We start from the raw sequence: 12,812 nt of genomic DNA, 5'->3' as shown, positions 1-12,812 counted from the left end.
CCGATCAACCCGCCTCGGTCAGAAGCGGGTCGACATGCCGAAGTTGAATTCCTGCACTTCGTCGGTGTCTTCCTTGACGACCGGCACGGCATAATCGATGCGCAGCGGACCGAACGGCGACGCCCAGATCAGGCCCGCGCCGACCGAAGCGCGCCACTCCATGCCAGAGCCTTGCACGTCGACGCCCTGCAGGTTGATATCGTTTCCGTAGAGCGTCGCCGCGTCGGCGAATACTGCGCCCCTTATGCCGAAGCTCTCGGGCAGGACAGGCATCGGGAACTGCGCCTCGACCGAAGCATTGAAATAGGTCGTGCCGCCGAGCTTGTCGTTGTCGCCATTGGCATCATACGGGCCGATACCGCCATATTCGAAGCCGCGGATCATGCGGTCGTTGCTCTGGAAGTGGTCGAAGATACGCAGATCGTCAGAACCCCAGCCAACGACATGACCAGCGCCACCGCTGACGATACCTACGATGTCGAGCTCTTCGGACAGCGTGTGGTAGTAGGAAGCACGGGCGGTGAGCTTCACGAATTCGGCGTCGCCGCCAAGTCCGGCCACTTCCGTCGCTATGTTCGCGAAGATACCCGCATGCGGGCTCTTCATGTCGTCGATCGTGTTGTAGACGAGAGCACCCGAAATCGACGACTTAAGCCACGGGCTGTTTTCGACGGCGTCGATAATGGCGATCGAGACGTCACAGGGGCCGTTCGGCTGGCCGATCGGATCGGTCACCTCGCACCTGTCGTCCAGATTATATTCCTCGCTCACGATGTTGTAGGCGAGCTGGGTGGACAGCTTGTCGGTGATCGGCAGGCCAAAGCGGATCGTCGCGCCGGTGCTCTCGCTGTCATAGTCGTCGTAGCTGCGCGTGCGCCGGTAGATGTCGAAGCCGGCCGCGATGCGGCGCCCGAGGAAATACGGCTCGGTAAACGAGAACTGGTAGTCGCGCGAGTCCTTGCCGCCGCCGGCGGAGAACTTGATGAACTGGCCGCGGCCGAGGAAGTTGCGCTCGGTGATCGAGCCTTCGATCGACGGGCCGGGCGTGTCGCCGCCCGTCGTGTAGCCGGCGCCGATCGAGAATTCGCCGGTCGACTTGTCCACCACATCCACCACGAGGACGACCTGATCGGCCTCGGAACCGGGAGCGGTCGAAATCTCGACAGTCTCAAAGAAACCAAGGGCTTCCAGGCGGCGCTTCGCGCGCTGGATCAGAACCTGGTTGAAGGCGTCGCCCTCGCTGACGTCGAACTCGCGGCGGATGACGTAATCGCGCGTGCGCGTGTTGCCACGGATCTCGATGCGCTCGACATAGGTCTTGGCGCCCTGGTCGATCGTATAGGCGACCGAAATGGTGCGGTTCTCGAAATTGCGATCGCCGCGCGGCGTGACCTGCGCGAACGCGTAGCCCATGCCGGCAAGATGCTCGGTCAGCTTGATGATCGAATCTTCGATGTCCTTGGCGTTGTAGACGTCGCCAGGCTTCGTCTCGACCAGATACATCAGCGATTCGCCGGGCACGTCGGCCAGCGTGCTGTCGACGGTGATGTCGCTGAAGGTGTATTTTTGACCTTCCTCGATGGTGATGGTGATCGTGTATTCGTTGGTCGCCTCGTCGAGTTCGCCGAAGGACGAGACGACCTGGAAGTCGGCATAGCCGCGATTGAAATAGAAGCGACGCAGCGCCTCTTCGTCGGCGCGCAGCCGGTTCTCGTCATAGATGTCGTCACGCAGCACGAAGGACAGCATCGACGACTCCTTGGTCGCGATCACGTCCGACAGGCGGCGGTCGCCGAAAGCCTCGTTGCCGACGAAATTGATGGCCTTGATCTTGGTGCGGTCGCCTTCGTTGATCTCGTAGACCACGTTCACGCGGTTCTCGCCGAGATCCATCGTCTTGGCGCTGACTGTCGCGTCGTCGCGGCCGATGCGGGAATAGGACTGCCGGATCGCCTCGACGTCGGCTTGCATCTGGTCAGGCGAGAAAGTGCCGCGCGGCTTCAACTGCACAGTGTTGGAGAGCTGCGCGTCCTTGATCTTCTTGTTGCCCTGGAAAAGGACTTGGTTGACCACCTGGTACTCGGAAACCTGGACGACGAGCGTGCCGCCGACCTGGTTGACGCTGACGTCGGAGAACAGACCGGTGGCGAAGAGGCGCTTCACCGACTCATCGACGTCGACCGTCGAGAAGCTCTGACCGGGCTTGATGGTGAGGTAATTGCGAATCGTCTCGGCGTCGACGCGCTGGTTGCCCCGCACATCAATCGAGGAGACCGTGGCGGCCTGCGCCACGGACACTGCCGACAGCTGCAACACGAACGCGCTCGGCATTGTCAAAGCCGCAGACAATGCGACCGCCGAAGCGGCGCTCAAAAACCCGGATGCTGCCTTCATTAAAATTATGAACCCTTTTTCTCGAAGTCCCCACGGCGAGAAAACCGGACGTCGCTGTGCGTTTCCCCTGACCGTAATAACCGGATTTTCCCCACAAGCAAGGCTCCTGGTTAATTTGTGTTTACTTAACCAAGCCGCGTGGCTTTCGCGTCACGCATATCCCCCGTCATGGTAAACGGCCCCTCAACTTGCGTCCCAGCCAAGCCGAATTCGTTCATGATTTCAACACCCAAAGAGGTCGTTCCAGAAAACGAATCCCATGAAGGCGAGCACAAGAAGCAGGCCCACGCGGTAGACAGCTTCCATCGCTCTTTCCGACACCGGACGGCCCTTCACGGCCTCCAGCGCGTAGAACACGAGATGCCCTCCGTCGAGCGGTGGAATCGGCAGGAGGTTGAGGATTCCGATGCCGACCGAAAGCAGCGCGACGAGCTGGACCAGCCATTCGAAGCCGAGTTTGGCTGCCTGGCCCGAGATCTTGGCGATCTTGACCGGCCCGCCGAGCTGGCACTTGTCCTCGCGGCCCACGACAAAGCGTTTCAAAAATTGACCGGTTCTGACGATGATATGGCCGGTTTCGACGACCGCTTCGGTGACGGCGCCGGCCGGCGTGAAGGTGACCACCCGCGACTGCGCCGTCTCCTGCGTGCTGACCACCCCGATCACGCCGATCTTGACGATGTTTCCGAGCGCGTCGGTCTGCTCCATCAGTTCGGGCGTCGCCTTTACCGCCACTTCCTTGCCGTCGCGCGAAAGGACGAACTGGATCTCGTCCCCAGCGCGACCGGACACCAGCCGCTGCACGTCGGCGAATGATTCGACCTGGGTTCCGTCGACGCTGACGAAGCGGTCGCCCGGCTGGAAGCCGGCGGCGGCCGCCGGGCTCTCGGGGCGCACCTCGGAGACGACCGGCTCCGACACGAACTTGCCGTAGATCGCGAAGATGACGGCGAATACCGCGATGGTGAGCAGGAAATTGAAGGCCGGGCCGGCGAACACCGTCAGCGCCCGCTTCCACACCGGCTGCGTATGGAAAGCCACCTTCTTCTCGTCGTCGGAGAGCGCCTCTATCTCGCCGGCGTCGGGCGTGCTCGTCGCGTTCATGTCGCCGACGAACTTGACGTAGCCGCCGAGCGGGATCGCGGAAATCTTCCAGCGCGTACCGCGGCGGTCGTTGAAGCCGATCAGTTCCGGGCCGAAGCCTATAGAGAACGCCTTGACGCCGATTCCGCACCAGCGCCCGACGAGGTAATGGCCCATCTCGTGCACGAACACGACGACGGTGAGCACGAACAGGAACGGGACGATCGTGCCGATCAGCAGGCTTTCCGTGCCGAGCAGGGATGAAAATGTGTCGCTCAAGTCGCTCCCTCGAAACTCCGGCGGCCACGGCGCGGCAAGTGTGGCCTTAATGCAGGCAAATCCGTGGCGCGTTTGCGCCTAGCCCCCGAACAGCGCCTGTGCCGGCTTGTCGGCGCCGCCGAGCATGAAGCCGATGGCGTATAGGGCAAAGGCCGCGGCGACAAGCCCGTCTACCCGGTCCATCACGCCGCCGTGACCGGGGATGATATTGCCCGAATCCTTCACGCCGTGCCGCCGCTTGACCCAAGACTCGAAGAGGTCGCCGACTTGCGAGACGACCGAAAGCAGGAAGGCGACCAGCGCGAGCAGCGGCAGATTGCCGAGCCCGGCGAAGGCGGCGAGCGCCACGCCCGCCACGACCCCGCCCAGCGTGCCGCCGAGCGCGCCGCTCTGCGTCTTGCCGGGCGAAATGGACGGCGCGAGCTTCGGGCCGCCGAGCGAGCGGCCCACGAAATAGGCGAAGATATCGGTCGCCCACACCACCGCAAAGAGGAACAGAATCGCCAGAAGGCCGGCCTGGTCGCCGTCGCGCAGCCAGGCGAGCGACACGCCCGACAGTCCGGCGTAGGCAAGGCCCGCCGGGGCCCAGGCCCCCTGCCCTGCGATCTTGCTGTCGACCAGGCTGGCGAGCACCGACAGCGCAAGAAGGACGAGCACCCCCGCTGCCGAATAACCGAGCACCAGCGCCAGCAGCACCACGGCGAGCAGCGCCGCCGCGACAAGCTGGTGGCGCGCAGCCGTCGCGTTTCGCGAGATCGTGCACCATTCGTAGAACATGACAGCCGCGATCAGCGCCGAGAGCAGCCGGAACGCCACGCCGCCGATGAAGGTTACGGCGAGCACGGCGACGATCAGCACGACCGACGAAACGATGCGAAGCTGGAGGTTGCTCATCCGCCTGCCGGAGCCGGTTTCGTCGCTCACGAGGCGACGCCCTGCGCCACGCCCCGCGGCAGCACGCCACCGAAGCGCCGTTCGCGGGCAGCGTACTGGCGGAGCGCGTCGGCGAAATGCTCCTGCGTGAAGTCGGGCCAGTAGCAGGACAGGAAGACGAGTTCGCTGTAGGCCGACTGCCAGGGCAGGAAGTTCGACATGCGCTGCTCGCCGCTGGTGCGGATGACGAGATCCGGGTCCGGAATGCCCGCCGTGTCGAGGAAACCGGCAAAGACCTCCGCGGTGACGGCGCTGCTCTCGAGGCTGCCACGCGCCACGGCTTCCGCGATACGCCGCGACGCCCGCACGATCTCGTCACGGCCGCCATAGTTGAAGGCGATGACGAGGTTCAACGCGCGGTTTTCCGCCGTCAGCGATTCCGCTTCGTCGAGGAGCGACGCGATGTCTGGCGCAAGGCCGACGCGATCGCCGATCACCCTCACCCGGACGCCGCTCTGGTGGAGTTCTGCGAGGTCGCGACGAATGAACAGCTTCAGGAGCCCCATGAGGTCGCTGACCTCGGATTTCGGCCGCGACCAGTTCTCCGACGAGAAGGCGTAGACGGTCAGCCAGCCGACGCCCAGGTCGGAGGCGGCGCGCACGGTCTTGCGCAGCGCCTCGACGCCGGCGCGGTGGCCGGCAACGCGCGGCAGGCCGCGCGCCTTCGCCCAGCGGCCATTGCCATCCATGATGATCGCGACATGCTCGGGCGTCGTCATAGCGTCTCTTTCATCCCCGCAACGCGGCGGAGACAAGGCGGCAGGTCTCAAACCTGCATGATTTCGGCTTCCTTGCCGGCCAGCAGGCTGTCGACGGTGGAAATCGTCTCGTCGGTCAGCTTCTGGACGCGCTCCGCATCCCTGCGGTGATCGTCCTCGCTGATGTCGCCGTCCTTTTCGGCCTTTTTCAGGAAGTCCATGCCGTCGCGGCGCACATGGCGGATCGCCACGCGGGCGTTTTCCGCATAGCCGTGCGCCAGCTTGACCAGTTCCTTGCGACGCTGCTCGTTGAGTTCGGGCAGCGGAATGCGCAGATTGTTGCCGTCGACGATCGGGTTGAAGCCGAGATTGGCCTCGCGGATGGCGCGGTCGACCGCGCCGACCATCGACTTGTCCCAGACGGACACCGAGATCATGCGTGGCTCCGGCACCGAGATGGTGGCAACCTGGTTGAGCGGCATGTCGGAACCATAGGCCTTGACCTGGACCGCGTCGAGGAGATTGCCGGACGCGCGGCCGGTGCGCAGCGACGCGACGTCGTGCTTGAAGGCGTTGATCGCACCCTCCATGCGCCGCTGAATGTCCTGAAAATCTCCGCTTGCCATATCCGTCTCCTCGAACTTTCCCGTTCGGTTCTTGTCAGTCTTAGCGGCATCGGATTGATCCGCAAACCGCTTCGCGCCTTTGTGTCCGATGTTTAGCCCGCAATCCTGATCGGAAAACCGGCTTTCGCCTTCCCGGAACTGATCTAGTCGGCAACCACCGTGCAGCGACCGCCGCCGCGCAGGATTTCGCCAAAACCGCCCTGCTCGTGTATCGAATAGACGATTATCGGAATGTGATTTTCGCGCGCAAGCGCGATGGCCGCCGTATCCATGATCGACAGGCCCTTGGTGATGACGTCGGCATGGCTGATGTGCTCGAAGCGGGTCGCGTTCGGGTCCTTCTTGGGGTCGGCCGAATAGACGCCGTCGACCTGAGTGCCCTTGAAGAGCGCATCGGCGCCGATCTCCGCGGCGCGAAGGGCGGCTGCCGAATCGGTCGTGAAGAAGGGATTGCCGGTGCCGCCGGCGAAGATCACCACCTTGCCCTGGTCCATGTAGGCGGTCGCCTGGCGCTGCGAGAAGCTTTCGCAGAGTTCCGGCATGGCGATCGCCGAAAGCACGACCGCATCGACGCCGAGCTTGACCAGCGAGGTGCGCAGGGCGAGCGAATTGATGACGGTGGCGAGCATGCCCATGTGGTCGCCGGTGACGCGGTCGCCACCCTTCGAGGCCACCGCGACGCCGCGGAAGATGTTGCCGCCGCCGATGACGACGCCGACCTCGACGCCCATCGCACGGGCCTCGGCGATGTCGGCGGCGATGCGGTCGACCACTGATACGTCGATGCCGAAATGCTGCTCGCCCATCAGCGCCTCGCCCGAAGCCTTGAGCAGGACGCGGCGGTATTTGGGCCTTGCCGTCATGGGATCCTCGTGATTGTGGGCTGCCGGTATCGGATAGCCGCCAGACGCGTCGGGGACGCGCGGCGGCGCGGGGTTGCGATACACGAAGGGCGCCGCGATGTCACGCGGCGCCCTTCGATTTCAGTGTCCGAAACGGTGCGGAAGCGGTTGATGCCGCGTTACTTTTTCACCGTGGCGGCAACTTCCGCCGCGAAGTCGCTGACTTCCCGCTCGATGCCCTCACCGAGCGCGAAGCGGACAAAGGCGGTGATCTTGGCCGGCGCGCCGATTTCCTTCTCGGCATCCTTCAGCGCCTGCTCGACGGTGACGTCGGGGTTGATCACGAAGGCCTGCTTGAGGAGAACGACCTCCTCGTAGAACTTGCGCAGGCGGCCCTCGACCATCTTCTCGATGATGTTCTCGGGCTTGCCGGACTGGCGGGCCTGATCGGAGAAGATCGCCTTCTCGCGTTCGATCGCGGCCGGATCCAGCGCGTCGATGTCGAGCGACATCGGGTTGGTCGCCGCAACGTGCATGGCGACCTGGCGCGCGAAGGCGCCGGCCTTGTGCGCGTCACCGGCCGTCTCGATCGCGACCAGAACGCCGAGCTTGCCGAGGTTGTCGGCGACCGCGTTGTGCACATAGGTCGCTACGGCGCCCTGCGGCACGGAAAGCTTCGCCGAGCGGCGGAAGGAGATGTTCTCGCCGATCGTGCCGATGGCGTCCTTGATCGCCTCGGTGACGGTCTTGTCCGAGCCCGGATACTTTTCGTCGGCGACCTTCTGCTGGTCGCCGCCGAACGCGAGCGCCACCTTGGCGACGTTGCGCACGATGTCCTGGAAGCCGTCGTTGCGGGCGACGAAGTCGGTCTCCGAGTTGACCTCGACCAGCACCGCCTCGCGCAGGCCGGCATCGGCGCCGATCAGGCCTTCGGCGGCGGTGCGGCTGGCCTTCTTGTCGGCCTTGGAGATGCCCTTCTTGCGCAGCCAGTCGACCGCTTCCTCCATGTTGCCGTTGGTCTCGGTCAGGGCTGCCTTGCAGTCCATCATGCCCGCGCCGGTCAGCTCGCGGAGTTCTTTGACCTGTGCTGCCGAAATGCTCATCCTTGCCTCTTCGTCTCGAAACGCGCCGGAGCACCATCGGCTTTCAATGGCGCCCCGCTGCGAAAATCACGCATTCATCAAATGGGAAGGCCGCCGAGAGGCGGCCCTCGAAATCAGCCCTTATCAGGCTTCCGGCTTCGCCGCGTCGTCGCCGAGCACCGGCTCGACCGGAGCTTCCGCCGAGGCGCCGAGGTCGACACCGAGAGCGCCCTGCTGGCGGGCGATGCCGTCGATCGCCGCCTTGGCGATGAGATCGCAGTAGAGCTGGATCGCGCGGGCCGCGTCGTCATTGCCGGGGATCGGGAAGTCGACCTTGTCCGGATCGCAGTTGGAATCGATGACCGCCACGACCGGAATGCCGAGGCGCTTGGCCTCGAGGATGGCGATCGCTTCCTTGTTGGTGTCGATCACGAACATCAGGTCGGGCGTCGAGCCCATGTCCTTGATGCCGCCCAGCGCCTTGTCGAGCTTCTCGCGCTCGCGGTCGAGGTTGAGGCGCTCCTTCTTGGTGAAGCCCTGGCCACCTTCGCCGGCCAGAATCTCGTCGAGCTTGCGCAGGCGGGCGATGGAGTTCGAGATCGTCTTCCAGTTGGTCAGCATGCCGCCGAGCCAGCGCGAGTTGACGTAGTACTGCGCCGAGCGCTGCGCGGCGTCGGCGACGATGTCGGACGCCTGGCGCTTGGTGCCCACGAAGAGCACGCGGCCGCCCTTGGCGACGGTGTCGGAAACCTGCTTCAGAGCCTGGTGCAGCAGCGGCACGGTCTGGCTGAGGTCGATGACGTGGATGTTGTTGCGGGCGCCGTAGATATACGGGGCCATCTTCGGGTTCCAGCGGTGGGTCTGGTGGCCGAAGTGAACACCAGCTTCCAAGAGCTGGCGCATGCTGAAATCAGGCAGAGCCATTCAAAAGTTCCTTTCCGGTTGACCTCCACGGACGTCGACATCTTTGGGCTTGGGCCCTCTAATGCCACCGGCGGTCGCCTCCGGATTTCTCCCGGTCGGAAACCAAAGTCCGTGTGTGGAATGGCCGCGCATATAGACGCTGCAGCGCAGCAATGCAAGCGGCGCAGGCTTTAGGCCGGATTTCAGCCCTCGCGGAAGGGATTTGGATAGGCTTTAAGGCGCCCGGCAGCGCCCAGCATTCCGTTGATGCCGTCCAGCGCCTCCTGCATACGCTCGCGCAGCAGCGCCAACGCCTCGTCGTCCGAACCAGCGACCTCATGCATCGCGAGCGGCTCCGGCACGCGCATGATCGCCGTGCGCGGACCGGCCGGACGCGGCACGTAGCGGTTCAGCGTGTCGCGCAAAATGCCTTTGCAATGGTCGTTGCGCATCCGTTTGATGTGCTCGGCAAGCTCTTCCTGCGTCACCGTTTCGCCCTCGAAGGCGTATGGACCCAGGCGCAGATTGAGCGCCAGCCGGTCGATGGCCGACTTGATCTGCGGCGCAGCCGGATCGGTCCTGGTCTCGCGCAGCTTGCGACGCGCAAGCCGCAGAAGCTCGGACGGTTCGGACGGCAACTTGTCCAGTGAAAGCAATCCGGCAAGGCGCTTGCAGACCGTCCGGATCAGCATCCCATGCCTTGCGGCGAAGGATTGTCGAGGCCCGGGGTCGATGCCGAGATCGGCCTCGTCCCGCGAAAGCAGCGTCTCGTAGAGCCGGTAGACCCGGTCGGGCAGCGAAAGCCCCTCGCCCGGCTCGATCCGCAGCCGTTCCTCGACATAGGCGCATTCCTTGAGAAGCCCGGTCTCGACATCGCGATCGAACACCAGTTTCCAGACGACGGGCGCGATGAAGGCTTGGAATGCCGGATTTTGCTTTCGGCCGCGCCGCAGCGCTTCTTGCGCCATCTCCACTGCGCCCGGCATCAGCGGCGCGACATGGTTGGAATGCCAGCCCACCGCGCCCTCCGGGTGCAACAGCACGACCTTGCCCCGAAGCGCCCAATCGACCGAATGCTCCCGCGCGGGTTCGCTGTTGCCGGGGATCTGCGCGATCAGATTGTTCGCCAGCCAGAATTTCTGGGCCAGGCTGCCGAGCCCGTTGACCACGCCGTTCGTCGCCCAGAACGCAGCCTCCGGAAAAAGGCGTGCGGAAATCTCCTTGTCGAGCATCCAGTCGGTGAAGAATTCGGGATGGTTGGGCGTGACGAAGGTCGCCCTGCCCTCGCCGCAGACGGCCGCGAGCCTGCCTTGCTCACTCTCGGGAAAATCGATCGCACGGATGTCGCAGACGCCGCGCAGCCCGAGCAGGCCACGAAGCATGAAGGACCGGTTCACCGGCGTCATCGAACGGATGAGCCATCTGTTGGGCCGTGGCGGAACAAAGGCGTCGAGCCGGCTCAAACGGTCTCCCTGACCCTGGCAGGGATCGGCCCCTTCTGCCGGTGCACCTTGCCGTTGTGGACTTTCACCCGCCGGAACACCGCGACGATCTCTTCGCGCGTGCAGGCGACCGCGCCGAGCTTCAGCGCCCGGGCGCGCTCCAGGCCGGTGATGTCATAGTGCGGGGCGGAGGTTTTCGGCGGACCCTGGTAGAGCAGCCGATGGACGCCGATCGTCGCCGCGAAGCGGTGAAGCTCCTCCTCGCTGTCGGCCAGCATGTGGCACCATTTGTGCCCGGCCCAGCGCCAGATCGGTTGATCCACGTATACCGCCACGCCTGGCGCGCCTTACCGATCGCAGGTCGACTTGTCGTCCGGCTCGAATACGGCGAGGTCGACGAGCTGGCCGCGGATGATGAAGTCGCCATAGTCCATCTGGAGGTCGCGCGTCAGCCCGTTCTCGTGGAGCTTGAAGCTGATGCGGTACTCGGGCGTGTCCTCGCCGCCGTCTTCCGACGTCTCGTCGAAATAGGCGATGTCGACCGGCCAGAACTTTTCCTGGCTGAGCCCGTCGAGCGCCTTGCGCTCCGGATCGTTGCTGGTGGCGGTCGCCTGCTTGCCGACGATGACGGTGGTGGTCATCGCCTTGTCGGCGTCTTCCGAGCCGTCGAAGATGCTGGTCTCGTAGAAAGTCTCGCCTTCCTTGGCGCGGTGGATCAGGTCGACGAGGTGCTGAGTCGGGAACTGGGTCGGCTGCAGCTCGAAGCTTTTCGACTCGGGCTTGTCGATCGTGATCTTCACGCCTTCCGGCTCACGCGTGGCGTTGCCGCGCAGCTCTTTGTCGAGAGCCTGGTCGGTGTAGGACTTCGTCGCGAAGCTGAACGACTTGCCGTCGGCATCCTCGAATGTGGTCGTCTGCTGGTCGGTGATCTGCGAGGCATCGCGCGTGCTCGACTGGGTGACATAGCGGAATCGCACCGTATAGCCCTCGCAGGCCGAACCCCTGATCTCATAGACCATGCGGCCCGATATGCCCGTGATGCCCGACCGTTCCGACGCCTCGGAAAGCTGCAGATCGTAGACGGCGCGATGCTGGACGAGCGGCACCGCCGCCGCGACGCTGGCTCCGGAAGCAAGAACAGGCGAGAGGAAGAACGGAAGGCATGCTAGGCGCAACAGGCGCATGTGGGACTCCGGCCAGCGCGGCATCCCGCCGCGGTAAAGTTGCCTCACCTTAAAAAAAGTCGTGGCGGAAGCGAGGCAAAAATAGCAGTTTCGGCCGCCAATACGGTCACAGCACAGAGATAGGGAAAGACGATGGGCGAAACAATCGAAAAGCGGCTGAGCGATCTCGGCGTTACTTTGCCGGCTGCCGCCGCGCCTGCCGCGAACTATTTGCCCTTCGTCACGAGCGGCAACCTTCTCTTCACCTCCGGCCAGCTTCCGATGCGGGACGGGAAGCTGCAGGTCTCCGGTGTGGTCGGCCGCGATCTCGATACCGCGGCCGGCATCGAGGCGGCAAAGCTCTGCGCGATCAACGTGCTGGCGCAGGCCAAGGCGGCGCTTGGCGACCTCGAAAAAATCGCCCGCCTGGTGAAGATCTCGGTTTTCGTCGCCTCGACGCCCGACTTCACCGAGCAGCATCTTGTCGCCAACGGCGCATCCGATTTCTTAGCGGCGGCGCTCGGCGAGCGCGGCAAGCATGCGCGCGCGGCGGTCGGCATGGCCTCGCTGCCGCTCAACGCCGCCGTCGAAGTCGAAGCGGTCATCGAGATCGCCTGACATGGCGAAGCTCTCCTGGCTGACCCGGCGGCCGATCGCGCATCGCGGGCTGCACGACCTGAACAAAAAGGTCTGGGAGAACACGCTCTCGGCCTTCCGTCGCGCGGCGGACAGGAATTTCGCCATCGAATGCGACGTGCACCTCTCCTCCGACCGCGTGCCGGTCGTCATCCATGACGGCGACCTGAAGCGGCTCACCGGCGCCGACGGCTTTGTCTGGCAGCGCACGGCCGCCGAATTGCAGGCGTTGAAGGTCGGCGGCACCAAGGACCATGTTCCGCGCCTCAGCGAACTGCTCGACCTCGTGCGCGGCAAGGTCCCGCTGGTGATCGAGCTCAAGGGCATCGCCGGCCACGACGACGGCCTGGTCGAGGCGGTCGCCGCCGCGCTGAAGGGCTACAAGGGCAAGGTCGCCGTCATGTCCTTCGACCACTGGCTGATCCGCGACTTCAAGAAATACATGCCGGACCTGCCTGCGGGCCTCACCGCCTACGGCCGCGAGAACCAGCTCATCGAATCCCATTTCGCCATGCTGGCACACGGCCTCGACTTCACTTCCTATGCCGCCGGCGACCTGCCCAACCCCTTCGTCAGCTTCGTCCGCGACAGGCTGAAGATGCCGGTCATCACCTGGACGATCCGCGACAAGCCGGCGGTCGACCTCACCTTCAGATACGCCGACCAGATGACCTTCGAGGGTTTCGACCCGGACAAGGAATCCACTCGTAATGCCTCGGCCTAGGCTTCCG

At 64.3% G+C, this 12,812-nt stretch carries 13 protein-coding genes; 2 read left to right on the top strand and 11 right to left on the bottom strand.

From position 1 onward, the window contains the following. Window positions 1–18: 18 nt before the first annotated feature. From bamA to D8676_RS20425, 11 genes are all read right to left on the bottom strand, one after another. Entirely contained in the window at window positions 19–2,394 is a 2,376-nt protein-coding gene (gene bamA, locus D8676_RS20475) for an outer membrane protein assembly factor BamA (protein ID WP_121582943.1), read from the bottom strand. 222 nt (window positions 2,395–2,616) lie between these two features. After that, window positions 2,617–3,756: an RIP metalloprotease RseP gene (gene rseP / locus D8676_RS20470; protein WP_121582942.1), complete on the bottom strand. Its 1,140-nt coding sequence runs from the start codon at window positions 3,754–3,756 to the stop codon at window positions 2,617–2,619. Between the two features lie 78 nt (window positions 3,757–3,834). Continuing rightward, window positions 3,835–4,650 carry a phosphatidate cytidylyltransferase gene (locus D8676_RS20465; RefSeq protein WP_121583035.1) on the bottom strand — a complete coding sequence of 272 codons (816 nt, stop codon included), beginning with the start codon at window positions 4,648–4,650 and terminating at the stop codon, window positions 3,835–3,837. Between the two features lie 26 nt (window positions 4,651–4,676). Next, on the bottom strand, window positions 4,677–5,444 hold the full coding sequence (locus D8676_RS20460) for an isoprenyl transferase (protein WP_281034291.1): 768 nt from the start codon (window positions 5,442–5,444) through the stop codon (window positions 4,677–4,679). An 11-nt stretch (window positions 5,445–5,455) separates the two neighbouring features. Then, on the bottom strand, window positions 5,456–6,013 hold the full coding sequence (frr, locus tag D8676_RS20455; protein ID WP_121582940.1) for a ribosome recycling factor: 558 nt from the start codon (window positions 6,011–6,013) through the stop codon (window positions 5,456–5,458). Window positions 6,014–6,156: 143 nt separating this feature from the next. Then, entirely contained in the window at window positions 6,157–6,876 is a 720-nt protein-coding gene (gene pyrH / locus D8676_RS20450) for a UMP kinase (protein ID WP_121582939.1), read from the bottom strand. Between the two features lie 158 nt (window positions 6,877–7,034). Then, window positions 7,035–7,958 (bottom strand): translation elongation factor Ts, encoded by a 924-nt coding sequence (gene tsf / locus D8676_RS20445; RefSeq protein WP_121582938.1) that lies wholly within the window; start codon window positions 7,956–7,958, stop codon window positions 7,035–7,037. A gap of 123 nt (window positions 7,959–8,081) precedes the next feature. After that, entirely contained in the window at window positions 8,082–8,861 is a 780-nt protein-coding gene (gene rpsB, locus D8676_RS20440; RefSeq protein ID WP_121582937.1) for a 30S ribosomal protein S2, read from the bottom strand. A 182-nt stretch (window positions 8,862–9,043) separates the two neighbouring features. Continuing rightward, window positions 9,044–10,303 (bottom strand): hypothetical protein, encoded by a 1,260-nt coding sequence (locus D8676_RS20435; protein WP_121582936.1) that lies wholly within the window; start codon window positions 10,301–10,303, stop codon window positions 9,044–9,046. Beyond that, window positions 10,300–10,617, bottom strand: coding sequence for a DUF4031 domain-containing protein (locus D8676_RS20430; RefSeq protein ID WP_121582935.1), 318 nt, complete (start codon window positions 10,615–10,617; stop codon window positions 10,300–10,302). The genes D8676_RS20435 and D8676_RS20430 overlap by 4 nt, the downstream gene beginning before the upstream one ends. 12 nt (window positions 10,618–10,629) lie before the next feature. Next, window positions 10,630–11,466 (bottom strand): cell envelope integrity EipB family protein, encoded by an 837-nt coding sequence (locus D8676_RS20425; protein ID WP_121583034.1) that lies wholly within the window; start codon window positions 11,464–11,466, stop codon window positions 10,630–10,632. Window positions 11,467–11,598: 132 nt separating this feature from the next. Here D8676_RS20425 and D8676_RS20420 point away from each other — a divergent pair, with 132 nt between their 5' ends. Further along, entirely contained in the window at window positions 11,599–12,063 is a 465-nt protein-coding gene (locus D8676_RS20420; protein WP_121582934.1) for a RidA family protein, read from the top strand. Window position 12,064: 1 nt separating this feature from the next. Continuing rightward, window positions 12,065–12,805 carry a glycerophosphodiester phosphodiesterase gene (locus D8676_RS20415; protein ID WP_121582933.1) on the top strand — a complete coding sequence of 247 codons (741 nt, stop codon included), beginning with the start codon at window positions 12,065–12,067 and terminating at the stop codon, window positions 12,803–12,805. The last annotated feature ends 7 nt before the right edge of the window (window positions 12,806–12,812 follow it).

The sequence above is a fragment of the Mesorhizobium sp. YM1C-6-2 genome, from assembly GCF_003666685.1.
Classification (GTDB): Bacteria; Pseudomonadota; Alphaproteobacteria; order Rhizobiales; family Rhizobiaceae; genus Mesorhizobium_K.
Note: the sequence above shows the minus strand (reverse complement) of the source record. Positions and strands in the feature narration are given on the sequence as shown.